This window comes from Polynucleobacter sp. TSB-Sco08W16 (genome assembly GCF_018687455.1).
Lineage (GTDB): Bacteria > Pseudomonadota > Gammaproteobacteria > Burkholderiales > Burkholderiaceae > Polynucleobacter.
This window is the reverse complement of sequence record NZ_CP061291.1, coordinates 1401434-1426481: the sequence shown is the minus strand read 5'-3', so window position 1 is coordinate 1426481 and position 25048 is coordinate 1401434. Positions and strand designations below refer to the sequence as shown.

General features: G+C 45.7%; 30 protein-coding genes. 16 read left to right on the top strand and 14 right to left on the bottom strand.

Annotated features, from left to right (window positions below; all coding sequences use genetic code 11):
- Positions 1–110: 110 nt before the first annotated feature.
- From ccoN to FD961_RS07065, 7 genes are read left to right on the top strand one after another with little or no spacing between them, the layout of a single operon-like run.
- A complete protein-coding gene (gene ccoN, locus FD961_RS07095; protein WP_071465246.1) occupies positions 111–1553 on the top strand; it encodes a cytochrome-c oxidase, cbb3-type subunit I in 1443 nt (480 codons plus the stop codon).
- A 10-nt stretch (positions 1554–1563) separates the two neighbouring features.
- Positions 1564–2214, top strand: a complete 651-nt coding sequence (gene ccoO, locus FD961_RS07090; RefSeq protein WP_071465247.1) for a cytochrome-c oxidase, cbb3-type subunit II — start codon at positions 1564–1566, stop codon at positions 2212–2214.
- Positions 2215–2233: 19 nt separating this feature from the next.
- A complete protein-coding gene (locus FD961_RS07085; RefSeq protein ID WP_071465248.1) occupies positions 2234–2401 on the top strand; it encodes a cbb3-type cytochrome C oxidase subunit 3 in 168 nt (55 codons plus the stop codon).
- Positions 2398–3324 carry a cytochrome-c oxidase, cbb3-type subunit III gene (gene ccoP, locus FD961_RS07080; protein WP_215393248.1) on the top strand — a complete coding sequence of 309 codons (927 nt, stop codon included), beginning with the start codon at positions 2398–2400 and terminating at the stop codon, positions 3322–3324. Before FD961_RS07085 ends, ccoP begins: the two co-directional genes overlap by 4 nt.
- 12 nt (positions 3325–3336) lie before the next feature.
- Positions 3337–4794, top strand: a complete 1458-nt coding sequence (ccoG, locus tag FD961_RS07075) for a cytochrome c oxidase accessory protein CcoG (protein WP_215393247.1) — start codon at positions 3337–3339, stop codon at positions 4792–4794.
- 30 nt (positions 4795–4824) lie between these two features.
- Complete coding sequence (locus FD961_RS07070) at positions 4825–5028, top strand: FixH family protein (RefSeq protein ID WP_215393246.1); 204 nt, start codon at positions 4825–4827, stop codon at positions 5026–5028.
- Complete coding sequence (locus tag FD961_RS07065; RefSeq protein ID WP_215393245.1) at positions 5025–5285, top strand: hypothetical protein; 261 nt, start codon at positions 5025–5027, stop codon at positions 5283–5285. Before FD961_RS07070 ends, FD961_RS07065 begins: the two co-directional genes overlap by 4 nt.
- On the opposite strand, the gene fnr is transcribed toward FD961_RS07065, so the two are convergent.
- Positions 5282–6049, bottom strand: coding sequence for a fumarate/nitrate reduction transcriptional regulator Fnr (gene fnr, locus FD961_RS07060; RefSeq protein ID WP_215393244.1), 768 nt, complete (start codon positions 6047–6049; stop codon positions 5282–5284). The genes FD961_RS07065 and fnr overlap by 4 nt on opposite strands.
- 76 nt (positions 6050–6125) lie before the next feature.
- Here fnr and FD961_RS07055 point away from each other — a divergent pair, with 76 nt between their 5' ends.
- Positions 6126–6845, top strand: a complete 720-nt coding sequence (locus FD961_RS07055) for a sulfite exporter TauE/SafE family protein (protein ID WP_215393243.1) — start codon at positions 6126–6128, stop codon at positions 6843–6845.
- Here FD961_RS07055 and FD961_RS07050 read toward each other — a convergent pair.
- Positions 6842–8467: a SulP family inorganic anion transporter gene (locus tag FD961_RS07050; RefSeq protein WP_215393242.1), complete on the bottom strand. Its 1626-nt coding sequence runs from the start codon at positions 8465–8467 to the stop codon at positions 6842–6844. The genes FD961_RS07055 and FD961_RS07050 overlap by 4 nt on opposite strands.
- Positions 8468–8484: 17 nt before the next feature.
- Positions 8485–8886, bottom strand: a complete 402-nt coding sequence (locus FD961_RS07045) for a DUF2177 family protein (RefSeq protein ID WP_215393241.1) — start codon at positions 8884–8886, stop codon at positions 8485–8487.
- Between the two features lie 87 nt (positions 8887–8973).
- Between FD961_RS07045 and FD961_RS07040 the strand changes: the two genes are divergently transcribed.
- Complete coding sequence (locus tag FD961_RS07040) at positions 8974–9414, top strand: universal stress protein (RefSeq protein WP_215393240.1); 441 nt, start codon at positions 8974–8976, stop codon at positions 9412–9414.
- A gap of 82 nt (positions 9415–9496) precedes the next feature.
- Here the strand turns inward: FD961_RS07040 and FD961_RS07035 are convergent, their stop codons facing one another.
- Entirely contained in the window at positions 9497–10930 is a 1434-nt protein-coding gene (locus tag FD961_RS07035) for a M23 family metallopeptidase (protein ID WP_215393239.1), read from the bottom strand.
- Positions 10931–11094: 164 nt separating this feature from the next.
- Between FD961_RS07035 and FD961_RS07030 the strand changes: the two genes are divergently transcribed.
- Entirely contained in the window at positions 11095–12228 is a 1134-nt protein-coding gene (locus FD961_RS07030; RefSeq protein WP_215393238.1) for a mandelate racemase/muconate lactonizing enzyme family protein, read from the top strand.
- A gap of 80 nt (positions 12229–12308) precedes the next feature.
- On the opposite strand, the gene FD961_RS07025 is transcribed toward FD961_RS07030, so the two are convergent.
- From FD961_RS07025 to FD961_RS07010, 4 genes are all read right to left on the bottom strand, one after another.
- Positions 12309–14321, bottom strand: a complete 2013-nt coding sequence (locus FD961_RS07025; protein ID WP_215393237.1) for a TRAP transporter fused permease subunit — start codon at positions 14319–14321, stop codon at positions 12309–12311.
- Between the two features lie 76 nt (positions 14322–14397).
- Positions 14398–15348, bottom strand: a complete 951-nt coding sequence (locus FD961_RS07020) for a TAXI family TRAP transporter solute-binding subunit (RefSeq protein WP_215393236.1) — start codon at positions 15346–15348, stop codon at positions 14398–14400.
- Between the two features lie 35 nt (positions 15349–15383).
- Positions 15384–16310, bottom strand: a complete 927-nt coding sequence (locus FD961_RS07015; RefSeq protein ID WP_215393235.1) for a dihydrodipicolinate synthase family protein — start codon at positions 16308–16310, stop codon at positions 15384–15386.
- Positions 16311–16322: 12 nt separating this feature from the next.
- Complete coding sequence (locus tag FD961_RS07010) at positions 16323–17252, bottom strand: 2-hydroxyacid dehydrogenase (protein ID WP_215393234.1); 930 nt, start codon at positions 17250–17252, stop codon at positions 16323–16325.
- An 84-nt stretch (positions 17253–17336) separates the two neighbouring features.
- Between FD961_RS07010 and FD961_RS07005 the strand changes: the two genes are divergently transcribed.
- On the top strand, positions 17337–18278 hold the full coding sequence (locus FD961_RS07005) for a 3-hydroxyacyl-CoA dehydrogenase family protein (RefSeq protein ID WP_071465263.1): 942 nt from the start codon (positions 17337–17339) through the stop codon (positions 18276–18278).
- On the opposite strand, the gene FD961_RS07000 is transcribed toward FD961_RS07005, so the two are convergent.
- Positions 18271–19476, bottom strand: coding sequence for an MFS transporter (locus tag FD961_RS07000; RefSeq protein ID WP_215393233.1), 1206 nt, complete (start codon positions 19474–19476; stop codon positions 18271–18273). The genes FD961_RS07005 and FD961_RS07000 overlap by 8 nt on opposite strands.
- Before the next feature lie 43 nt (positions 19477–19519).
- Here FD961_RS07000 and FD961_RS06995 point away from each other — a divergent pair, with 43 nt between their 5' ends.
- Positions 19520–20203 carry a cytochrome b/b6 domain-containing protein gene (locus tag FD961_RS06995; RefSeq protein WP_215393232.1) on the top strand — a complete coding sequence of 228 codons (684 nt, stop codon included), beginning with the start codon at positions 19520–19522 and terminating at the stop codon, positions 20201–20203.
- Here the strand turns inward: FD961_RS06995 and FD961_RS06990 are convergent, their stop codons facing one another.
- Together FD961_RS06990 and FD961_RS06985 are read right to left on the bottom strand one after the other, a co-directional pair.
- On the bottom strand, positions 20204–20650 hold the full coding sequence (locus FD961_RS06990; protein ID WP_215393231.1) for a cytochrome c: 447 nt from the start codon (positions 20648–20650) through the stop codon (positions 20204–20206).
- A gap of 70 nt (positions 20651–20720) precedes the next feature.
- Positions 20721–21383: a site-2 protease family protein gene (locus FD961_RS06985; protein WP_215393230.1), complete on the bottom strand. Its 663-nt coding sequence runs from the start codon at positions 21381–21383 to the stop codon at positions 20721–20723.
- A 28-nt stretch (positions 21384–21411) separates the two neighbouring features.
- On the opposite strand from FD961_RS06985, the gene FD961_RS06980 reads away from it, so the two are divergent.
- The 4 genes from FD961_RS06980 to crcB are packed head-to-tail and all read left to right on the top strand — an operon-like array spanning position 21412 to position 22938.
- Positions 21412–21579, top strand: coding sequence for a hypothetical protein (locus tag FD961_RS06980; protein ID WP_215393229.1), 168 nt, complete (start codon positions 21412–21414; stop codon positions 21577–21579).
- 44 nt (positions 21580–21623) lie between these two features.
- Entirely contained in the window at positions 21624–21761 is a 138-nt protein-coding gene (locus tag FD961_RS06975) for a hypothetical protein (protein WP_201721761.1), read from the top strand.
- Positions 21762–21770: 9 nt separating this feature from the next.
- Positions 21771–22550 (top strand): 4,5-DOPA dioxygenase extradiol, encoded by a 780-nt coding sequence (gene ygiD, locus FD961_RS06970; RefSeq protein ID WP_215393228.1) that lies wholly within the window; start codon positions 21771–21773, stop codon positions 22548–22550.
- Between the two features lie 10 nt (positions 22551–22560).
- Positions 22561–22938 (top strand): fluoride efflux transporter CrcB, encoded by a 378-nt coding sequence (gene crcB / locus FD961_RS06965; RefSeq protein WP_215393227.1) that lies wholly within the window; start codon positions 22561–22563, stop codon positions 22936–22938.
- A 53-nt stretch (positions 22939–22991) separates the two neighbouring features.
- Here crcB and FD961_RS06960 read toward each other — a convergent pair whose 3' ends face one another.
- From FD961_RS06960 to FD961_RS06950, 3 genes are read right to left on the bottom strand one after another with little or no spacing between them, the layout of a single operon-like run.
- A complete protein-coding gene (locus FD961_RS06960) occupies positions 22992–23969 on the bottom strand; it encodes a tripartite tricarboxylate transporter substrate binding protein (protein WP_215394394.1) in 978 nt (325 codons plus the stop codon).
- Between the two features lie 20 nt (positions 23970–23989).
- Positions 23990–24514: a chromate transporter gene (locus tag FD961_RS06955; RefSeq protein WP_215393226.1), complete on the bottom strand. Its 525-nt coding sequence runs from the start codon at positions 24512–24514 to the stop codon at positions 23990–23992.
- Positions 24511–25047, bottom strand: coding sequence for a chromate transporter (locus FD961_RS06950; RefSeq protein ID WP_215393225.1), 537 nt, complete (start codon positions 25045–25047; stop codon positions 24511–24513). Before FD961_RS06950 ends, FD961_RS06955 begins: the two co-directional genes overlap by 4 nt.
- Between the last annotated feature and the right edge of the window lies 1 nt (position 25048).

Sequence of the window (25048 nt, the reverse complement as noted above, 5' to 3'; positions counted from 1 at the left end):
TTTGGCCCACCCTTTTTGATGTAGATCAAACTCCCTTCAAAGCCTTAATTTGATAATCCATTCAGTCTATTTGGATTATGTCGCTGTTTAGTCACAAAAAAGGAGAAACCATGGGACTCACCGTGGGGAGTAATCAAGATAACTTCAATTACAAGGTTATCAGTCAATTTGCCATTGTTACCGTGCTCTGGGGAATTGTTGGCATGCTCGTGGGGGTTATTCTTGCGGCGCAGCTCATCTGGCCTGAAATCACTTTCAATATTCCTTGGCTAAGCTATGGTCGTTTGCGCCCATTGCATACCAATGCGGTTATTTTTGCCTTTGGTGGATCGGCATTATTTGCAACCTCTTACTATATTGTGCAAAGAACCTGTCAGGTACGTCTCTTCTGTGACAAGTTGGCAGCATTTACATTCTGGGGTTGGCAAGCAGTGATTGTTTCTGCCGCCATTACATTACCACTGGGTATCACTACTTCTAAAGAGTATGCAGAATTAGAGTGGCCAATTGATATTTTAATTACCGTTGTTTGGGTTGCTTACGCAATTGTCTTCTTTGGCACAGTGATCAAGCGCAAGACAAAACATATTTATGTTTCTAACTGGTTCTTTGGTGCTTATATCCTAACCATTGCAGTCTTGCATATTGTGAACAATATCGAGATGCCCGCAAGTCTTTTTAAGTCTTATTCGGCATACTCAGGCGCACAAGATGCCATGATTCAGTGGTGGTATGGTCACAATGCAGTAGGCTTCTTCTTAACCACCAGCTTCTTGGGCATGATGTACTACTTCATTCCAAAGCAAGCTGAGCGTCCAATCTATTCCTATCGTTTGTCTATCGTTCACTTCTGGGCTTTGAACTTTACGTATATGTGGGCGGGTCCTCACCACCTACAGCACACTTCCTTGCCTGACTGGACTCAGTCCTTAGGCATGGTGTTCTCATTGATTTTGTTGGCGCCATCCTGGGGCGGCATGATCAACGGCATCATGACCTTATCGGGGGCATGGCACAAATTACGTCGCGATCCTATTCTGAAGTTCTTGGTAGTGGCATTGTCTTTCTACGGCATGTCTACCTTCGAAGGTTCGATGATGTCTATTAAGACTGTGAATAGCCTTTCTCATTACACAGACTGGACTATTGGCCATGTTCACTCTGGCGCTTTGGGTTGGGTTGCGATGATCACGATTGGTTCTTTGTACTATCTCATCCCGCGTTTAGTTGGTCAAAGAGATATGTACAGCACCAAGTTAATTGAATTGCATTTCTGGATTGCAACAATTGGCGTAGTAATTTATATCGCTGCGATGTGGATTGCTGGCGTGATGCAGGGCTTGATGTGGAGGGCTTTTGAACCAGACGGTACTTTGACATACAGCTTCGTTGAGTCTGTCAAAGCGACCTATCCTTTCTATGTCATTCGTTTGTTGGGCGGATTGTGCTACCTCAGCGGTATGTTGATCATGGCTTACAACGTTTACAAGACCGTGATTGATAAAAAATTCATTGACGCGCCGATTCCACAAGCGTCCATTGCTGCTCACTAAGGAAAAGAACATGTCAGAACAACGTCGATTTTTCTCCCACGAAACGCTTGAGCGTAATGTTGGTTGGTTGATCATTGCAACGATTGCAGCAATTTCGGTTGCCGGTTTGGTGCAGATCGTCCCATTATTTTTCCAACACTCTACAACTGAACCAAGTCCCGGAGTTGTGCCTTACTCCGCCTTACGTTTAGCTGGACGCGATATCTATCAACGTGAAGGATGTATGGGTTGCCATTCACAACAAATTCGTACGCTACGTTCAGAAGTGGAGCGTTACGGACCTTACTCATTGGCTGGCGAGTCGGTATACGACCATCCATTCTTATGGGGAAGCAAGCGTACAGGCCCAGATTTAGCTCGTGTAGGCGGTAAGTATTCTGATGCATGGCATCAGATTCACTTGAATAACCCACGTGATGTAGTGCCTGAGTCTAATATGCCTGCCTATCCATATCTGGCTCAGAGTCCTGCTGATGCAGGCTCTATTCAATCTCATATGGTTGCGATGCGTCGTTTAGGCATTCCTTATACCGATGAAGAGATTGCCAATGCCCCTAAAGAACTTGAAGGGAAGACAGAGCTAGATGCATTGGTGGCGTATCTTCAAGGTCTTGGTATCAACCGTAGATATATCACTGTTGAAGAGGTAGTTGCTAAGTAATTCTTGGCAAAGAGAAGCTATGCAAAATATCGCTCCCTACCTCTCAGCAATTTCTACCGTGCTTGGCTTGGTAGTTTTTTTAGGAATCGTTTGGTGGGCGTGGTCTGCAAAAAGACAGCCCGCTAATCAAGAATCCGCCGAACTTCCGTTCGATCTACCCGATGAATTCAGTAAGGATAAATCATGAGTGACTTTCTTGGTGCCGGTTGGAGTACCTACATCGCCTTAGTAACACTGGTCGGTATTGTTTGGTGTATCTGGCTGTTATTTTCCCAACTTAAAGTGAAGGTGAAGTTGAAGCCTGACGGTGAAGTTGCTGATACTGGGCACGTTTGGGATGGTGACTTACGTGAGTTGAATAATCCTCTGCCACGTTGGTGGATGTGGATGTTTTTGATCTCCTGCATCTTTGGTCTGGTTTATCTAGTTCTCTATCCGGGACTGGGCTCCTATCCAGGCCTTTTGGGTTATAGCACCGACGGCGCATTGATGAAGTCAATGACTACTGCCAATGATGAATTAAAGCCGGTCTATGCAAAATACGTGAAGATGGATGTTGAGCAAGTTGCCGCCGATCCTCAAGCGCATGAAATGGGCCAACGCTTATTTTTAAATTCTTGTGCACAGTGTCATGGTTCGGATGCAGGCGGTGCTAAAGGCTTCCCAAACTTAACTGATGGTGACTGGCTCTATGGCGGTTCTCCAGAAAACATTAAGACTTCGATTACTTATGGTCGCGGTGGCGTGATGCCTCCTTTCCCACTGTTAGATAGCAATCAAATTGTGGATGTTGCCAACTATGTACGTAGCCTCTCAGGTTTGTCAGCAGATGATGCGAAAGCAGCCCGTGGTGCACAAGTATTCGCTGCAAACTGTGTAGCCTGTCATGGTCCTGATGCCAAAGGCAATATTGCCATAGGTGCCCCGAATTTAACCGACAAAACTTGGTTATATGGCGGCTCAGAAGCAACCATTATTGAGACGGTGACAAAAGGTCGCATGGCCATGATGCCTGCTCAAGATAAGGTATTAAGTCCTGAGAAGATTCAATTGTTAACAGCATATGTATGGGGCTTATCCAATAATAAGCAGCCAGCAGAAGCCAAGTAAGCATCCTGATTAGTGACAGATAATTCGCCGGGTGGAAAACCCATTCCAATAGATGTTATTGAGGAATCTCTTTACGAGGTCCGGCGAAAAATTTACCCACGCTCAGTATCAGGCCTGTTTGCCCGTTGGCGTTTGGCATTAGTTTTTGCTACCCAACTTCTATTCTATGGATTGCCTTGGCTAAATTGGAATGGCCGCCAAGCCGTTCTCTTTGATTTAGTCCAACGGAAGTTTTATATTTTTGGTTTAGTACTGTGGCCACAAGATGTGATCTATCTCACGCTCTTGCTCATTCTTTCTGCTTTAGCTTTATTTCTTTTTACAGCAGTTGCTGGTCGCTTGTTCTGTGGTTATGCCTGCCCACAAACTGTCTATACCGAAATCTTTATGTGGATCGAGCGCAAAGTTGAGGGTGATCGATTTGCACGTATTCGTTTAGATGGGGAAGAGTGGCCTTGGGGTCTTAAAAAATGGCGCCTGAAAATCACTAAGCATTTCCTATGGTTGTTAATTGCGTTCTGGACGGGTTTTACCTTCATTGGTTACTTCACTCCAATTGAAACCTTGGGTGCAGCTTTATTGCATTTATCGCTTGGGCCATGGCAGACCTTCTGGCTGTGCTTCTATAGCTTTGCAACTTGGGGTAACGCAGGCTTTATGCGTGAGCAGGTTTGTAAATATATGTGCCCATACGCTCGCTTCCAGAGTGTGATGGTGGATAAAGATACTTTCTTAGTTACTTATGACAAGGTACGTGGTGAGCCTAGGGGTAGTCGAAGTAAATCTGCAGACCATGGCTCATTAGGTTTGGGTGATTGCGTTGATTGCAGTATATGTGTACAAGTATGTCCAACAGGAATTGATATTCGCGATGGTATGCAATACATGTGTATTGGTTGTGGAGCTTGTATCGATGCCTGTGATCAAGTGATGGAAAAAGTAGATTATCCAAAAGGATTAATTCGCTACACCACCGAACGTGCTATTGAGGAAAAAGAATCCAATCAAAGTGCGATTAGACATATTCTGCGCCCTAGAGTCTTAATATATACAGCCTTCATTACAGTCTTAGCCTCTGCCTTCTTCATTTCTTTAGCTACCCGTAACCCATTACGAGTTGATGTGATGCGGGATCGTGGCGCTTTAGCTCGTGAGGTTGAGGGCGTCCGTATTGAAAATATCTACCGTATTCAAATCATGAATGCTTCAGAACATCCCATGAAGGTACATGTAAAGGCAACCGGCCTAGATGGTTTGAAAATCCTCAACTCCCAAGGTCAGGAAATTAGCGTAATTAATGTCGGCCCAGCTAGCAATCAACTGCTTCCAATTAAAGTCAGCACTGCCATTGGCGTAAATGAATCCGGTAATTACCCAATCTTTTTTGATGTTAGTGCACAAGAGATCGACGAAGATGAGGTAGTTATCAGAACTCGTAATGAAAAATCTACCTTTATTATTCCTCGTTAAGTCGGTAAGTAAAAGATGGAGAGCATATATATGACCGAAGAACACATCAATAAGCCCTGGTGGAAACAATTATGGCCTTGGCTACTCATTAGTGGTCCTGCAGTTGCCATCATCGGCTGCGCAATTACGATTTGGTTAGCAGTCAATCTCTATGCTGATAAACCTTTACGTGAAGGCGTGATGAAGCAAGGTTTAAAAGTTGAGCAACTTAAAGATGCACAGGTCAGCAAATGAAGTACCGTCTGTTGATCTGGATTCTGTGGCCTGCATTTTTAGTGGCAGGTATGGCAGAGGGTCTACTATTTACAGTGGTCCATCCACAAGACTTATTGTTCTTTGGTTATCACCCAGACATCTCTGATGAAGGCATTTATACCATTGGCTTTTTTATTATCTGGACGTTTTGTGCAGTATCAAGCGCTCTGACTGCTTATATTCTGCCTGGCATTGAATCGCCAGATAGTAAAGGGGTTGACCGCGGCCTGCTCTAAATCTGTTTGATAGGGGTTGTAGTGCTGCAACTGTGGCGGTCTGGATTGGGGATGCCCGCCAATTCATATAGTCCATCCATATCAATCAACTTAATATGACGCTGTTTGATTTGAATCAGACCAGATTCCGCAAAACGCGACAGCATGCGGCTAACAGTTTCAATCTGAATACCAAGGTAGCTACCAATCTCTACGCGACTCATGCGTAAATCGAATTCATTATTGAGATAGCCACGGGCTGCTAGACGTTGCGAGAGGCTCAGTAAGAACGCAGCCAATCGCTCTTCAGCGCGCATCGTACCTAAAGAAAGTAGGTGGCGTTGATCTTGCGTTAATTCCCGACTCATGATCTTATGAAACTGATTTTGTAGCACTGGAATCTGTCTCGCTAAATCTTCAAATGCGTCATAGCGAATGATGCAAACCTCGCTTTCTTCAAGCGCAACCGCATCTGACTGGTAATGACCATTGCCAATGCCATCAAGACCTAAGATTTCACCAGGAAGATGAAAGCCAATTACTTGCTGGCGGCCATCTTGCAGACAGTATTCAGTTTTGAGGGTACCAAAACGGACGCTATATACCGAAGTCAGAGGGTCGCCGTGACGATAGAGGCTTTCCCCTTTTTGTAAATGGACACGTTCTTTAACCAGGGTATCGATTCTGGAGACATCGCTGGGATTAAGGCCAACTGGAAGGCAAAACTGACCCAGAACGCAGACTGAGCATTTGCTGTTTGGGGTATCGGTTGGCTTGTAATTCATATTGATACTGATCTATGAGAGCAGTTTATTCTATTAATATGCATATTCACGCTTTTACCTATTTTCCACATACTCTATGCTAACTACTAGCCTCATTTTGGCTGTTTTTTTAGGTTCTCTTGTTAGTGGCTGGCATTGCGCCCTGATGTGTGGCGGCATTGCTGCGGCGATAGAGCGCCCGGTGGTGTCTGAGGCCCCTATACGCTCCAAATCTGAGCTCTTCTATCTGCAACTGATCATGCATTTAGGTCGTGTGACAACCTATGTTCTGTTGGGTGCCCTTGCTGCTTGGATTGGGGTAGTGGTTTGGCAGCAAAGCTTGCTTCCGATTCAAAGAGCTTTATTTTTCCTGACATCCCTCATTCTGATTTTGATGGGCTTTCGCTTATTAGGCTTGGGTAAATCGAAGACTCCGATTGGTGGCAAGTGGCTTGGCAGTCAAATTGCCAGTTATTGGGCAAAGTACCTAGGCCGCTTTGCAAACGGCCCCTCTCGTTGGTTTAGCGGAATGTTGTGGGGTCTAGTGCCTTGCGGTTTGGTATACAGCGTCTTGCCTCTAGCTTTTTTATCTGGCGATGTATTAACGGGCGCAACGCTGATGTTGGCATTCGGCTTGGGAACCTTGCCAAACCTGTTGTTGATTTCTAAATTCTCTGCAGCCTTAACCCAGTTTGGGCAGTATGTCTGGGTGCGCTACTTCGCAGTTCTGTTGCTTTTGATCGCTGGTGGGTTTGGCCTATATCGCGCTTGGGTTCTTCCTGAAGCTTTACTCAAAGGCGGTTTCTGTATTGCTTAATACGTAGCTGCTGCAATGCCAGATGCTAGGTCTGGATAAAGGCAACCAGATTCAAGGGCCTCAAGAAAGCCGCTACGTTGTGCCATCTCATAAGGTTGATGATCTAAGCCGCAAATAATGAGTTTGATATTTCGAATTTTGCAAAGGTGGGCTAATTCAGTGATTGCCTCAATACCCGATGTATCAATATAAATGACGTTCTTAAGATCTAATATCAATATTTGAGAAGGCAGTTTTGACTCAATATTTTCGAGTAGCTTCACGGCACCAAAGAAGATTGCGCCATAGATGCGATAAGCATCAATTTGACCGGCAAGGTTGCTCAGCTGAGGAGAGGCATTGGCATCAGCAATTTCACAACGCGACAAACTGGAGATGCGATAGATAAAAGTAATGAAGGCCAGTAGCAACCCTACCTCTACTGCGATTGTCAAATCCAGGATAACAGTCAGTAGAAAAACGCTAATAATCGTTACGCGATAAGGTAAGCGGAACTGCTTTAAATCAATCAATTTTTTCCACTCACCCATATTCCAGGCGACATACATCAAAATGGCAGCCAGACTTGCCAAAGGAATATCTTTTGCTAAGGGGGCTGCAAATAAAACAACAGTTAATAAAGTGAGTGCATGAACGATTCCAGCAATTGGGGTGGTGCCGCCACTCTCGATATTGGTGACTGTTCTGGCGATCGTCCCCGTTGCCGGCATGCCACCAAAAAATGGTGAGACTAAGTTTGCTATGCCTTGCGCCATCAACTCTTGATTGGACTCATGGCGATCATGAATCAATCCGTCTGCAATACGAGCGCAGAGCAAAGATTCTATTGCACCCAATAAAGCTAAGGTGAGCGCAGGAGCCACCATATACTGGGCCGTGCCCCAGCTAATGGGGATCAACTCAAAATGGGGGAGGCTAGATGGAATGCCGCCAAAGCGACTGCCGATCGTATCGACGGGTAGATTGAAAAGACCGGTGATGAGTGTTGCGGCAGCCATTGCCACTACGGTTCCTGGAATATGCCTTAAGAACCCTAGACGGTTTTGAAAGACCTTCCAAAGAATAATCAGACCCAAGCTGCCACAAGCCAAGCTTAGGGCTGTCATATTTACAGTATCAGCGGCCGCATAAAGAGTATGGATAGATTGAAAGAATTGCGCAGGCATTTTTTCAATGGTTAATCCAAAAAATTCCTTCACCTGGGATAGGCCGATTAAAACAGCAATTCCATTGGTAAAGCCCACAATTACAGCAATCGGTATGAAGCGTACCAAAGTTCCTAGCTTAAATATTCCCATCAGGAAAAGAAATACCCCAGACATGGCTGTTGCAAGCAGAAGATTTGATACGCCATAACGCTCCACAATGCCATACACAATGACAATGAATGCGCCCGCAGGTCCGCCAATTTGTACGCGACTTCCGCCTAATAAAGAAACAATTCCACCAGCAATAATTGCCGTGAAGATGCCTGCTTCTGGCTTTAGCCCGCTGGCAATTGCAAATGCCATAGCTAAGGGAAGTGCAACTATACCTACGGTTATCCCAGCAAGAACATCTTTAGTAAATAGGGTCCGGTTGTAGTCCTTGAATGAGTCGAGGATTTTCGGATGAAAAAACATGAATTTATGAAGTCAGACTAAGAGAGGTGATCGCCAACCCAATAAGCAATTCCGGCTGCTAAGGTAGTTACGAGTGAGCCCCAGGCAATATCAATCAAGGCGAGCCTGGTTGGAAAATCTCGAATGACAGCTAGGTTGGTCAGGTCATAAGTCATATAACAAAACAAGCCAAATAGAGCGCCATATTGCAACGCATAAGTGATAGATTGTTTTGAGAGTGCTGGTGCAATCACAAAAATACAGACACCAAGTGCATAGAGGAGGTAAAACGCTAAGCCGGCAATCAGTTTTGGCTCGCTAGCCATGAGATCGCCCATTTCATCGCGATAAAGGGATTTTGCGATGCCCAACAGCCAGACTAAATCCACCGCGATGAGGGTGATCAGAAAAGAGAAGTAAATCCCAAAATACTTGAGCAATTAAGTTACCTTTTGAGCTTTTATAGGCTAATAATAAGCATTATGATGGAAAGATCAGGCCAGTAGTTCAATTTAAAAGGGGTTTATATGTTTAAGCATTTATTAGTACCGGTAGATGGTTCAGATGTCAGCAAAAAGTCCTTAAAAAAGGTTGCTGAGCTTGCTAAGGCTGACGGCGCTGCGGTGACTTTGGTTTATGTTTCTGATCCAATGCCACCCCTCGTATATTCAGACAGCACTATGGCTTACGGTGTTTCTGCGAAAGAGCATAAGGATGCTTGTGCTGAGTACGCTAAAGATGTCTTCAAAAAATCTGCTACCGCGCTCGGCGCCAGCATTAAAGCAAAATCCTTGCACATTCAAAACTCGAATCTATCCGAAGGTATTTTGGATGGTGCTAAAAAAGCTAAAGCCGATGTTATCGTGATGGCTTCACACAAACGCACCGGTATTAAAGGCGTGTTGTTGGGCAGTGAGACTCATGAAGTGATTGTGCATTCCAAGCTACCGGTTCTAGTACTCGGCTAATAGGTCAATCGGTAGTAAAAAATAAATGGGGTCCAATTGGACCCTATTTTTTTATCAAGTACCAGAACTTAATTTCCAGCAATCATCTAAGGACTGGACTTCCTAAAAGCAAAACCTCTCTAGTCAATTGACCGCTCTCGCTATCACGCATAGACCATAGGTCGAGTTGGGTTTTGGATGCATACGGATCAACGTATATGCCATCTTTTCGAAGTTCAAAGTGAAGATGCGGTCCGGTAGAGCGGCCCGTAGTTCCAACGTACCCAATCTCAAGGCCACGCCGTACTTCATTGCCTAACTCAAGCTCAGTGTTGTAGTTGCTCAAATGGGCGTAATAGGTGTGATAACCACCGGGATGCTCTAGAACAATCAGATTACCAAATGCGCCGCTAAAGCCAAGATGGACTACTTTGCCATTAGCCACACTAAAGATTGGGGTGCCAATGGGTGCCGCATAGTCGATTCCCATATGGGCGCGGTAGCGCTGTTTAGTTGGGGCTGGTTGTGCAACAGCGGCATTACTCTTGGAACGTTTAGCGCTGCCAGCCCGCACCATACCCACTCCCCGAGAGATGCGTCGATAGCTCAGTGGATTGGTCCAGAACGAGCGTTCTAAGGATTCCCCGTTGCCAGTGAAAAATCCACCCGGTAGTTCATTACGCTCAACCCAGAATGCGTTCGCAAATACCTCTTTGTTGGCTGGATCAATAATCTCGACAGCCCAAATTTGTGCCCAGCGCTCCCGATCTCCGAAATCCACAATCAAACGAACAATGCTATTGGTGTTCTCAAGTGAGTTGTTATCTTCAGGGTAAATTTGCTTGATGATGGAATTGAGTTCCCAAACCAGTTCAACTGGCAACTTATCGCCTAGCTTACGAGGGTCATATAGAACCTCTTTTAAGGGCACACGGATTTCAGTGAGATTCTTTGACTCATTTCTTAAGAAATCTTGTTGCACCAAAAATCCGCCGAAGGCTGACGGTGTGAATGTCCATACTTCTGTTTTGCTATCCAAAATCGGACCATTCATGATGCTCAATGAGTCAAAGCGATTACGTGTAGTAAATGCGGCTGCATAGGGAATGCAATCCCCGCGCATACGGTCAAAAAATCCCTTGGTCTGACTTTTGAAGAACTCGGCAAATTGACGATTATCAATACCAACACTCGATGGCAGGTTGTCTTCATTGAAGTTACGGCGCAGACATCCTTGCGTCACCCGATAGTCGAGATTGGCATCGCTATCAAGCATCAGCTCGCTAGGATCTTTCTTTTGAAAGAGTGAAGGGTTCAAGCTCATGCTGCTTGATTTTGTGCCCACGCCCGCAGACTTGTCTTTAAAGCCAACTTGCTTTGTATTTTGAACAAGGACTTTTTTGCGAGCCTGATTGGATTTTGAGCTTTGGCTAGTTTGTGCTTGAGCAACACTTCCTAGACTTAGGAATGTGCATCCCAAAAGAATGAGAGCTCCTTTTACGAGCCAATGATGGGTGCTGACTTTTTTATTCACCATGCAATTATCTAATAATGTGAACCCCACCCCGGGGAAATTTGTTGTGCTGCAATAAATTAGCCCTTGCTAGGGCGACCCCCAGCTTTAATACCCCTATTCTTGGCCCTAACTGAGTATTTCTATTTCAATACTGACTACAATATTTTTTTCAATAAGGAGTTCAGATGCCGATCATCGAATCTGTGCAAGTTGCTTCAGTTGCAGTGCCTTTAGACAAGGTGACTTCGTTTTCAACCCGTACCGTGTCTGAGCGCCACTATTGCTTGGTTAAAGTTCGTGGCAAAGATGGTAATGAGGGCATTGGTTTTTGTTATGTCGGCAGCGCCGGTGGTGATATTGCCAAGCTGGCTGTGGAGCAATTACTGGCGCCTAAACTGATTGGGCAGAACAGCCATCGTAGCGAAGGCTTGTGGATGGAGATGTATAACGAATCCATTTTGCAAGGCCGCAGCGGTGCAGTGATGCGTGGCATCTCAATCTTAGATACTGCGCTTTGGGATCTCAATGCCCGCGCTGCAGGTCTACCACTTCATCATTATTTAGGGTCAGTAGTGGATGATCGCGTACCTGCTTACGCCAGTGGCGGCTATTACCTTGAAGGTAAAACGCCTGCAAAACTGGGTAAAGAAATGGAGGCCTATGTAAAACAGGGCTTTAAAGCGGTCAAAATGAAAGTGGGGCGCTTATCTCCTGCGGAAGAAGAAGATCGCGTGAAGGCTGCTCGTAAGGCTATTGGCGATGATATTTTGCTCACACTAGATGCAAATAATGCATGGCGCGATTTACCAACAGCGCTTGAGTATGTAAGACGTTTTGAAGCTTATAACCCTTACTGGATTGAAGAACCTTTTTCACCAGATGCCATTGACTTACATGCTGCTCTAGCTCGTCAAACTAAGATTAATGTGGCTACTGGTGAGATGGAGGCAGGCCGCTGGCGTTTCAGGGAGTTGATTGATGCAGGTGGCGCAGCGATCTTGCAATCGGATGCGGCTGTCTGTGGCGGCATTACTGAATGGCGTCGTATCTCAGCATATGCCGATGCTAAAGGGATTACTGTATGCCCCCATTGGATGCATGACTTGCATGCTCCTTTGGTAGCAGCCACCCCGAATGCCCGTTTTGTGGAATTCTTCTTGGATGATCAAGTATTGAACTTCCGCAGATTAATTAATAAACAGCTCACCTTTAAGAATGGCGATTTGATTCTCCATCAAACGCCAGGACTTGGATTTGAGTTTGATGAAGCTGCTATTAAGAAATACGCTGGCAAAACTCCGTGGACCAAGATTGCATAGATCTATCAAGTCCTAAAACAATCAAGCCCGCTAATGCGGGCTTGATTGTTTCTAGTCATTAGTAAGCTTGCTACTAAACCCTACGTTGTTCTAGGATGCAGCTTGAAGTGCCTAATGGTCTGTGTGATCAACACCAAACCAAAGCCAACAAAGCCAATCAAATCGGCCTCAGTGGATGGGTAGGCTAGAGCAACTCCAGATACCACCATCAGAATGCGTTCAAATACTTTGGTCTTCTCAATAAACCAGCCTTGCAAGCCGCCAGCCAAGCAAATGATTCCAACTACTGCTGTGAAGGAGACCCAAGCAATTTGCAACCAGTCTGCCTTTTCAAGAGCCTCGGTTGATCCCATCAGCAGCAAGCTCACACCGGATTTATCCAATACAAACATGAAGGGAACCAAAATGGCTGGCGCAACATATTTCCACGTTTGTAAAGTTGTTTTATAGGGATTCCCTTTGCAAATTGCTGCCGCTGCAAATGGTGAGAGTGCAGTCGGAGGGGATACCTCAGATAAAACAGCATAGTAGAAAATAAACATGTGCGCAGCAAACGCAGGCACACCTAAGTTAATTAAGGCGGGTGCAGCAATCACCGCGCAAATAATATAAGAGGCTGTTACTGGTACTGCAAGACCAACTACCCAGACTACAAGTGCTGTAAAGATCGTCGTGAGCAAGAGTGAGCCACCTGCATACTGAATCACGATGGAGCTAAATTTGAGTCCAAGCCCAGTAAGGGTTACCGTACCCACAATTAAGCCTGCACCCGCGCAAGTAGCCGCAATTGCTAGGACGCCAGTAGAGCCGGAGGCCAAGGCTTTGGTAAGGTTGGAGTTGTAGAGCCCAGAAAGAATTGGCTCTTTACCTTTAAACCATGCCCAAGGAATAATGGCGGTGTCTTCTCTGAGCATGCTGGACAGTGCCGAAACAATGGTTGCCCAAAATACTGACATCACTGGTGAGAATCCCATCAACATGAATACCACAATGGAGATGAGAGAGAAGAAGTGGAACCAGTATTTTTTGGTGAGCTGCCACGCAGACTCAGCTGATTCAAAGTGAATACTCTTCATGTTGTACTTGCGTACATCAATTTCTACCATGACAAATAAACCAAGGTAGAACAAGATAGTTGGGATACTAGCCATCAAGAGGACGTCTAGATAGGAAATCTTTAAAAAGTCTGCAATCAAGAATGCAGCAGCACCCAATACTGGTGGCGAAATGATGGCACCTAAACCACCTGCAGCTAACAGTCCACCTGCTGCATTTTTCTCGTAACCAACCTTTTCCAGCATAGGCGCTGCAACAGAGCCTACTGTGACAGTTGTTGCCACACCGGAGCCTGATGGTCCACCCAACAAGAATGAGGACATCACAATTGTTCTACCAACACCAGAGGATTTGCCGCCCATGGCCGCAAAAGAGAAGTCAATGAAGAACTTACCTGCGCCAGTAAATTGCAAGAAGGCGCCAAAGATAGTAAACAAAATAATCAGGGTTGCCGAGACATCCACCGCAGTACCGTAAATACCTTCTAGGGTCATGTACATGTATCCGACTAAGCGATCGAGATCGTAGCCTTTGTGAGTCCAAGGCGCAGGCAAATAATTACCAAATAATGCGTATAGCAAAAATAGAACGGTGACGGATACCAAAATCATGCCATTGGTGCGCCTTACGCTTTCTAGAATAAGCAGTATTAAAGCAATTCCTACCATGACATCAGTTGAATTTGGGGCGGTGTTTCTATCCATGAAATCATCGCCGCCACTCAGGATGTAATAAGCAATTGCTACTGACACTAGGGCGCAGACAATATCCCATGGCATGAGACGATTTTTAAAACGTGTAGCAATCGGAAAGCTCAAAAATACTAAAAACAGAACGAGTGCTACGTGGATTACGCGCAACTCTTGGGTTGGCACAATCGAATAAGCGGCATACAGGTGGAATAAGGACATTCCAACTGCAACCAGGGTAATAAATTTAGCCAATAGACCCTTGTAGTCATTCGAGTCGCCTTCTTCCTGCTTGATGAAGGCATCTAATTTTTCTTGGGTTTCGTTATCTATAACGTTTTGATTCATGTCTCAACCTATATCTTTATATTTATTTACAGCCCTAAAGCATAAGGGGCGAGATTTACTCACCCCTTATGTAGTCTTAGTTCAACTTGACATTTTTTTCTTTGAAGTACTTCAAAGCGCCTGGGTGAAAATCAATCGGCGTTGCTTTGGTCTTCTGATTATCTAGGCTGACATTCATAAACTCTTGATGAGTGCGCACTAGCTCTAGCTTGTTATCAAACATGGCTTTGACAATCTTATATGCCTGATCTTCGGGCATATTGGCATTGACTACTAGGATGTTGGCAACAGCTGCAACCTTATTGTCTTTAGCCATGCCGCTGTAGGTTGCTTTTGGAATATTAGCCACGAAGTATAGGTTGCCGTATTTTTTATTCATAGAGGCCACTTCATCGCCTGTATCAACCATGACGATTTTGGTCCCTGGAGTATTGGCTAAGTCAGTAACAGCAGCAGTTGGCAAGCCACCTACCCAGAAGAATGCATCAATCTTGCGATCCTTCACGGCATTGACAGATTCCGCAACGCTTAAGCGCTCACGTTTAACGTCTTTATCTTTATCTAAGCCAGCTGCCTCTAGCAAACGAAATGCCATCACTTCTGTCGCACTTCCAGGGGCGCCTGTACTGATGCGCTTCCCTTTTAAATCTTTCATAGACTTGATGCCAGTTGAGTCAACAGTAACCACATGCATCAAGTTTGGATAGAGCACAACCAATGTACGCAGATCTACTTTCTTCCCAGCAAACTTGCCTTCTCCTACTTGTGCATCTTTCGCGGCATCTGCCATGGAGAAGCCAACATAAGGCTTGCCAGTGCCGATGAGATTTAGGTTATCTACTGAGCCGCCAGTTACCTCGGCAGTTGCAGACATCCCAGGGACTTTGCTCGAAAGAACAGAGGCTAAGCCACCACCCATAGGGTAGTAAACGCCGCCAGTGCCACCAGTCGCAATTGAAATATTTTGCGCTTGTGCGCTAGCCCACAAAAAGCTGAGGGATAGCACAATGACTTTAAGTAGTTTCATGGATGTCTCCTGTTTATCTTTTTAATATATATGGATTAAAGACCGGGCATGCTGAAGTTAATTTGCTTGAGTTCACTCAGTAACTGCGCTTGTTGATCAGCGTTGAGCTGCATGAGTGGTGGGCGAACCCGTAACCATTCTGGATCTTTGCTGTAGTGAGCTACAGCAGTTTTCATACCAGCAATCATTTGGTATTTGGCGAATATACCGCGTACTTGATCCAATCCCGCTTGAAGCTCATCCGCATTGGCGTCTTTCCAGTGGGCCGCTAAATCAGCAATTGCTTTTGGATTGACGTTAGCGGTCGCAGAGATACAGCCTACTCCGCCAGCACGCAGGGCGCGCATGAGGAAGACTTCACTACCAGCATAGACGCGGAAACCAGAGGGTGCCAACAGTTTGATAACCGATTCGGTGTAAGCCCAATCGCCAGAGCTATCTTTCATGCCAACGATGGTGTTTGGATATTCTTTAGTCAAGCGCTCTAGCAGAGAGAGGCTAAAGCTAATTTTGGTGACAGGTGGAATGTTATACAAATAAACTTGCAATGTGGAGCTGCCTACCTTTTGAATTACTTCTGAGAAGTAGGCAAACAGTCCATCGTCGCTGACATCTTTGTAGTAGAACGGTGGCAACATCAGCACGCCAGCACATTGATGATTGACTGCATGACGCGTCATGTTAACGGTGGCATCAATGGAAGATGCACCTGTGCCCGGCATCATATGTGCTGGATTTAAACCGCCTTCAATCAGTGCGGTTAAGGTGCTCATCTTTTGCGGAGCAGACATGGAGTTGGCTTCTGAGTTAGTACCAAAGATTGCTTGACCAACACCATTGGATTCCAACCACTTACATTGCTTCAGTAATTTTTGGGCATCTGGATTGCCGTCTGCCATAAATGGCGTTAATACAGGCGAGAGCACTGCCGGCAAAGTTGAGGGATGCAAAGTGATGGTCATTCTGACTCCGATTTAATAATGAACTTCTGATAGAAGTGGTTGTTGTGTAAAGAAAGCTTCTAAATTATCTACGGCTAAGTTGGTCATGGCTATCCGTGTTTCTGAGGTAGCGCTCCCAATGTGCGGCGTTAATAAAACATTATCCAATTCTAAAAAGGCAGAATTGGGATTAGGTTCATTATTAAATACATCTAATGCTGCGCCGGCGATCTTTTTATGTTGCAGTGCATATAAAAGTGAAGCCTCATTTACGACACTCCCTCGGGCAATATTAATTAAATAAGATGACGAGCCAAGGGCTTCAAGTACAGCGGAATCTATCAAGTTATCCGTATCAGTTGTTGCTGGGCAAGCCAAAAATAAAACATCACAAGCAGTCGCCAAATCTTTCACATCTTTGTAATAGGTATAGGGCACTTGTTTGGGGTTTGGCCCTGAGTAAGCGAGCTTCACTTTAAAAGGCTCCAAGCGTTTTGCTAAGTCTTGGCCAATACGGCCCATGCCTGCAATACCAACACATTTACCTGCTAAGGTGGTTGTGAGCGGGAAGGGTGCCTTAGACCAGGCAGTACTCTTTACATAGTCCTGAGATTCAGGGATACGGCGCATTAAGCTCAGCATCATGCCAATAGCGAGCTCGCATACAGCATCATTGAGAACGCCTGGCGTATTGGTCGCTTTAATGCCGCTTTCTTTTAGGTATGTCAGCGGGAGGTTGTCATAGCCTACGCCACAAGTAGATACCAGCTTAACGCCGGGAATCTGTTTGACTAGGGCCTCTGGCAGCTTGGTATTGGAGCGAATCAAGATCGCCTCAAAGTTGCCTGCGGGAGGAGGCGCAGTGAGATCCATGTGGCGCGTTGGTGTAAAGCGGCGATCAATTTCCGCCTGCATAATTTCAGGGAAATGGCCGACCTGCAGCACCGAATTGACGGGGATCATGTCTGTCTCTATTTTTTATTGGAATAATGATTGCATTGTAAGAGGATTTTTTCTAAAAAGTCCCCCCACTTAGGAGAATATGTCATGTTGTTTACCCCAGCAGAAACCAAGGTAGTGATCGTCGGTGGTGGCACCATGGGTGCAGATGTTGCCGCGGTCTGTGCTCGTGGTGGTTGCGCAGTTCAAGTGGTTGAGCCCACTACAGAGCGCCGTGCTTTATTACCAGATTACTTTGTAAACACGATGACTGATCTCGGCTACGAGCATCGCATTCATCTTCTGACTGTTGCGGGTTCATTAGAAGAGGTAGATTGGTCTGATATTGATCTAGTAATTGAATGTGTGCCAGAGCGCTTAGATATCAAGCGAGAATTGTTTGCGAAGTTAGAGCAGTATGCAAAACCTGAAGCAGTTTTAGCTAGTAATAGCACTAGCTTTCCAATTAGTGAAATTGCGAGCGGATTAAAAACTGCTGCGCGTATGATTGGTTTGCATTTCTTCATGCCTGCCCATTTAGTTCCCTGTGTAGAAGTTGTGTATGGCGAGAAAACTTCACCGATGGTTGGTGATAGCTTGACTAGACTAATGACAGCTTGCGGCATGGTGCCAGTGACTGTGAAAAAAGACTTGCCTGGTTTCTTGGCCAATCGTTTGCAACATGCCTTGTCACGTGAGGCTTTTGCAATGGTGGATGCGGGCATCTGCACTCCAGAAGATATTGATAAAGCAGTGCGCTTTGGCTTTGGCTTCAGGTATATCGCTGCTGGTCCAGCAATGCAAAGAGATCACGCTGGCCTGGATGTGCATGCGGCAGGGGGCGCGACGATTTATCCATCGCTCAACAACTCTCCGAATATTGCTAAGTGCTTGAGTGAGCGTGTAGCCAGTGGAAAATTTGGTATGAAAACAGGCGAAGGGTTTTTTCCTTGGACTGCCGAAACCATTAAAGCCGAACGCGAACGATATCAAGAAGCTTTAAGGGCGGGCCTCAAGATTATTCAAAAGGAATTACCAGAGATTAAGTAATATCTCGGATATGAAATTTGTAGAGGTGTGGGGCAAGTTTGTACGTTATGAAGACGATACCCACGGTAGCAAAGCCACCAAAAATAATTGATGGCACTAAACCCATGAGACTGGCAGCAATGCCAGACTCTAGGGCGCCAAGTTCATTTGAAGAACCAATAAAGATCCCATTTATTGCGCTAATGCGACCACGCATGTGATCGGGAGTGGTGAGCTGCACAATACTGCTACGGACTACTACAGAGACAGAGTCACAGCAACCAGAGGCAAATAGAAACAGGGCGCATACCCAGAGATGGGTCGATAGTCCAAACCCAATAATAGATAGGCCAAATCCAGCTACTGCTAGTAAGAGATATTTGCCTGAGTCGTTGAGAATAGGGCGTGTTGCCAGGAATACTCCCGTTAAGACGGAGCCTGCCGCTGGTGCGGCTCTTAATATGCCCAGCACCTCCGGACCAGCATGCAATACCTCGCTTACAAATGCAGGAAGAATGGAGACCGCACCCCCAAACAAGACTGCAAACATATCGAGTGCCATGGTACTCAGAATTAGTTCATGTTTTTTAACGTAATCAAACCCCTCCATAAAGCTTTTGAGGAAGTGACTATTTGCATGAGAAGACTTTTCTTGTTGGGCTTTAATAAAAGTTACGCCATAAAGGCTGACAACGCCGCACAGAGCGGCTAACGCATATGTCCAAGTAAGACTAGTAAAGCCAATCATGAGCCCCCCCAATCCAGGCCCTGCTACTACGCAGATTTGAAAGGACGCATTGGCATAAGCCATGTACTTGGTTAGCTGATCGCGCGGAATAATCTGCCCAAACAGAGCCTGATAGGAGGGGCGCAATAGTGCTCTGGCTACACCGATAAAACCAACGGCTGTATAAATCAATGGCACTGGGGGTGATAGCCAGCCCAAGGCAATCGCAGTTAAAAATAAAGCCACCAAAATATGGATTGTGGAGGCAATGCCAGAAATCAGTTTGCGCGAGTAGTGGTCTACAGCGTGGCCAGAGTACAGCGCTAGAAGAAAGTAGGGAACCAGCTCCGCAAGACCAATAAGACCGAGCGAGACAACGCTGTGAGTAATCTCATAAAGATGCCAGCCAACTGCCACCATCATGATTTGATAGCTGAGAGTTGCGCCGATACGGTAAAGCAGTAAGGTTCTAAAAGCTTTGCTTGGATTCATGTTTTAGTGAGTTTAAGGGAGTTTCTGTTTTATCCTTAAGCTTATGAAGAAATTAATTCGTGTTTGGGATCTGCCGATCCGCTTATTTCACTGGTTGCTAGTGGCTTGCATTGTGGGCAGCCTGATCTGCGTCAACATTGGCGGTAACGCTATTCAATGGCACGCTTATTTTGGCTATAGCATTTTGACGCTACTCATCTTTAGGATTATTTGGGGATTCATAGGCTCTACTTATGCGCGGTTTTCCTCATTTCTTCCAAACCGCGAGGCGATCACCAATTACTTGCAGGGAAAGTCGCCCCGCTTTTTGGGGCACAACCCAATTGGCGCACTTTCAGTATTTGCCTTGCTATTGGTTTTGAGTGTTCAAGCTGTTACTGGCTTGTTTGTTGATGATGAGATTGCATTTCAGGGACCATTATCCAAATACCTATCTGAATCTTCAGTTTCTTTTTTATCAGAGATACATGAGAGTAATCAGGTGGTGATTTATACCTTGATCGCCATTCATATTGCAGCAATTTGGTATTACAAAAAATTTAAGGGCGAAGATTTAATTCGTCCAATGATCAGTGGCGATAAAGAAATCGACCCAAGCGAGGAAGCAAAGTATTTGCCTTCTGACTTGGGTCGCCCCTCCAAGGATGGAGGCTTGCAACGGGGGTTGGCTCTATTACTATTAAGCTTAATCGCCGTTGTAGTAGGTTATCTCATTACGGTAAGCTGATTATTTCTTTTTGAAATCTTCGTGGCAGCCTTTGCAGGTTTGACCTGTCGCGCCAAATGCTTTTTTGATATTTTCAAGATCACCTGATTGAGCAGCCGTATTCAGATTCGCTGCGGCTAGCTGCATTTTTTCTGCAGCCGCTTTGAATTTCGCACTATCTGACCAAACATCTGCTTGTGCTTTGCCGCCTTCATAGCCAGGACCAAATGCTGACCATGGCAATGTAGAAAGCATTGCAACTACCGCTGCATTTTTAGCTACTTCATCTTTGTTGTATGGAGCCTCACCCTTAACCACGGCTCCAATTCTGGCGAAATGCGTATTAATCACCGTCATAACACTTTGACGGTAATCAACTGCTTTTTCTGCATTCTGAAATTGCGCAAAGGCAGCGCTACTTATCGTGAACAAGGCTACTGCACTTAAAACAATTTTTTGAAATTTCATGAAGGTTCTCCATTAACGGTTTGGGTTTGCCCGAAATCAGAATAGCCTAGAACACTATTTTCTGCCAAGATTAAAAAATCATCCGTAAGGGGCTGGTCAACAGCAGGATGACCCATTCAAAGAAGCTGATGAGGGGTGCCATCCAGAGACTGCCAATGACTCCAGTAAAGACGAGGCCTAGGACAATAAAAAAGCCCCAAGGCTCTAATCTGCCAAGTGCAATCGATTGGCGGGCTGGTAAAAGACTGGAGAGAATGCGTCCACCATCGAGCGGGGGAAGCGGAAAGAGGTTAAAAACCAATAAACCCAGATTCCAAGAAATGCCAGCTTGAGACATCGAAATTAAGAATTTTTCATCGATTCCAAGGCCTACTAGCAGGATAAGCAGAATTAGCCAGATCAGTGCTTGAATAAAGTTAGAGCCAGGTCCAGCCAAGGCAACCCAAATGGAGTCAATTCGGGGGTTGCGCAGGCGTCCGAAGTTCACCGGTACTGGTTTGGCATACCCCACTAAAAAAGGGGATCCCGTCAGAATGAGCACCAAAGGAATCAGGATCGTGCCAACGGGATCTATATGTTTAGCGGGATTCAAGCTGACTCTACCCAGCATGTATGCCGTGTTATCCCCAAATTTACGGGCGGCAAAGCCATGGGCTGCCTCATGGATTGTGATGGCAAAAATCAGGGGAATCGCGTTAATGGCGACGGCTTGGATAGAATAGTCAGTAATCATGGCAATATGATATCCATAGGAGCTCAAAGTGACTGACGAAAAGAAACCCGATTCAAAAACCCCAGCAAAGGCCGTTGCGGCTAAGCCCCCAGCCCGTCCACCCGTTCCAAAGGGACCATCTGGCCCCGCTGGTAGGCCTCAGGCAGGTTTTGGCGGCGGAAAAGGCATGATGCGTAAGGCCGGCCGCGGTCGATAGTGGATAATTACACTCATTATTAATGTGTTTACAGAGGATTTAGCATGAACGAATGGCATAACGAATCTAAAGGCGAAATCAACAAAAAGATCATTACTTTGATCGTGATGTTGGCAGCCGCTACCAGCTTGGCGATTTTGTTTGCATTAGTAGCTGCTCATACTGGTTACGTATTCGGTTAATCGGTCTTAATGACTAGCCATCGCCAACCTGCAGTATTTGCTGGCCATGGCAGTCCGATGTACTCCATTGAGCCCAATCGCTTTACAGCGACCTGGTCTGCTCTTGGCAAATCATTAAAACGTCCTGATGCTATTTTGGTGATCTCTGCACATTGGGTAACTCGAGGTACTTGGGTTACTGCAATGGCTAAACCCAAAACGATTCACGACTTTGGCGGCTTTCCCCAAGCACTCTTTGATGTTCAGTATCCGGCGCCAGGTAGTCCAGCGTTGGCTGATCGCGTTCAAGAATTATTAAGTGTCCCGGTAGTGCTTGAAGAGAATGAGTGGGGCATTGATCATGGCGCATGGTCCGTTCTCAAGTATCTGTACCCCAATGCTGATGTACCAGTGGTGCAGTTGAGTCTCGATGGCTCTATGTCTGCGCGTCAACATTATGATTTGGCAAAACAACTTCGCCCTTTGCGTGACGAAAATATTTTGATTTTATCTAGCGGTAATGTTGTGCACAATCTGCGTATGATTCATTGGCAAGATGGCGCGCAACCTTATCCTTGGGCTCAGGAATTTAACGAGTTTTTCACTTCTGAAATCCATGCGAATCACCACGATACTCTGATTGAGTGGGAGAAATATGGTGAGGCAGCCCACTTATCTATTCCAACCCCAGAGCATTATTGGCCTGCTTTATATACTTTAGCTTTGCAACAGGATGGTGAGCATGCCAAAGTCTATGTTGATGGAATTGAGATGAGTTCGATTAGCATGCTGGGTTTTTCTATTCAATAAAGAGCGGATTATGTGGCTATCTATTCTGGCGGTTTTTTTTGGTGCAGGACTTGGCGCTTTATTGAGAGCAGGCTTTAATGCTTTGACTGTAGGTGCGGCCTCCATCATCCCTCTAGGTACGCTGATATCGAACATGGTAGGTGGCTATCTCGTTGGTCTTGCAGTAGCCTTCTTTGGAAACAATCCACAGCTTTCGCCAGAGTGGCGACTTTTGGTAGTGACTGGCTTCTTGGGAGGCTTAACTACCTTCTCGAGTTTCTCTGCAGAAGTGGTGGGATTTGTTCAGCGCGGAGAGGTTACCTGGGCATTAGGTACGGCCTTACTACATCTGATTGGCTCACTTGTGTTGACCTTCTTAGGTATCTTGACTTACCAAGCCCTCAAATAAAAATCGGGGGCTACTAAGTCTTAGTGGCCCCCGATTAAATCAGCGTTCTTTTTTTACTCTGGTTTGATATTGGCTGTTTTAACAACAGCACTCCATTTGGCAGACTCTGATTTAATCAGAGCAGAAAATTCTGCAGGGCTACCACCCCCAATTTCATTTCCTTGAGAGAGCATCAGCTCACGTAATTGTGGGTCTTTCAAGGCTTCATTTGCAGCAGCATTAAGCTGATCTATGATGGCTTTTGGTGTTCCCTTAGGCGCAATCAATCCCTGCCAGTTGAGCACTTCAACCTTTGGATAGCCTGCTTCAGCAAAGGTGGGTACATTAGGTAGCAATGGCGAACGTTTCTTGCTAGTGATAGCAATCGGACGCAACTTATCCGCCTTGATACTGGGCATTGCTGAATACATTTGATCGAACATCATGGTGACATTACCGGCCATGAGATCTGTTAAGCCAGCAGAGCCACTTTTATATGGCACGTGGATCATATCGATTCCAGCGTTTTGCTTAAATAACTCTGCAGATAGTTGATGGCTGCCGCCAATGCCGCCAGAAGAGAAGGTCAGTACACCCGGTTTTGCCTTAGCAGCCGCCACAATATCCTGAACTGTTTTGTATGGAGAGTTCGGATTAACGACCAACACCAAAGGACCTTTTTCAATTAAGACGATCGGGGTGATATCAGTTTCTGGGTCGTAGCGTAAATTGCCAAAGAGTGTTTTATTTACGGCCATAGGTGCGAAGTTGCCCATACCGATGGTGTAACCATCTGGAGCAGCACGAGAAATAAATTCAGTACCGATATTGCCACCAGCGCCAGGCTTGTTATCTACGATGATCGGTTGCTTGAGGATGACACTCATTTTTTGAGCGATCTGACGACTACGAGAATCTGCGCCACCACCTGCACCATAAGGCACGATGAAGTTAATGGGTTTAGTTGGGTAATTGGTCTGCGCAAAAGATGCGGTGGTTGTAAGAGAGGCGAGACCGAGAAGTGAAACTGAAATTAATTTAGATAGCTTCATATTCATTTTGTGAATCTTTCTTAAATAAAACCAAGAACCCCAAGCACTGCACCAATGGCAATTAAATATAAAGGATGCCAACGTGTAAAGAAGACTATAGCAATAGTACTAATTGTTAGTACATAGGCTGCCACACTTTGATTGATTTGCAAAGCAATTTGCCAGGCAGCCGATAAAACCAGGCCCACTGCAAGGGCGCCAGCCGCAAACTGAATCGCCTGCTGCTTTTCTTTATCTTGCATATTGAGAATCGTGCGCTGCAAGAAATAAATCATGATGGATGAGGGCCAGGAGATGGCCAATGTTGCGATGGCTGCCCCAAGGACGCCACCTACATTCCAGCCAATCAAGGTGACGGTCATGAGGTTGGGGCCGGGAGCCGCTTGCGCTATCGCAAAGTAATCCGAGAATGTTTGCCCGTTAATCCAATGCTCTTGGTTGACCGATAAATCATAGAGCACCGGGAGCAGGGCATTGATGCCCCCAAAGGCCAGCAATGAGAAAGCGGATAATTTAAAAAAGAGGCTAAAGAGGGTGCTGATCATTTCTTAACCTTTTTCCAGGCTAAAAGAATCGCCAGTGGCGATGCGAGAAGAACAACCCAACCTAAACCTAAATGAAAATAGACTGCTGCTATTAGCACCAAAAAAATGACGGCAAGCATGGGGGGATATTTCAGCTCGGTGCGTAACATTTTGAAGCCTGTACTGGCAATTAAGCCAACACCTACAGCAGATACGCCTCTTAGCATTCCTTGCACAATTGGCATATAGCTATAGTGCTCATAGAGAACCGCAATCACTAGTAATAAAGCAACTGGCCCCAACATAAGTCCAAGCACGGCTGCAAAAGCACCTGGCACCCCAGCAAAGCGGCTACCAACACAAACTCCAAGATTGACAATATTGGGGCCCGGAACAATTTGGCAGATACCCAGCATGGCGCTAAATTCTTCAGCGGTCAGCCACTTTTCCTGTTCAACAATCGTACGTCGGGCCCACGGCAATACCCCACCAAAACCAGACATACCGATTTTGCTAAACCCGATAAAGAGTTCCTTGGGGGTTAGAGTTTTCAAG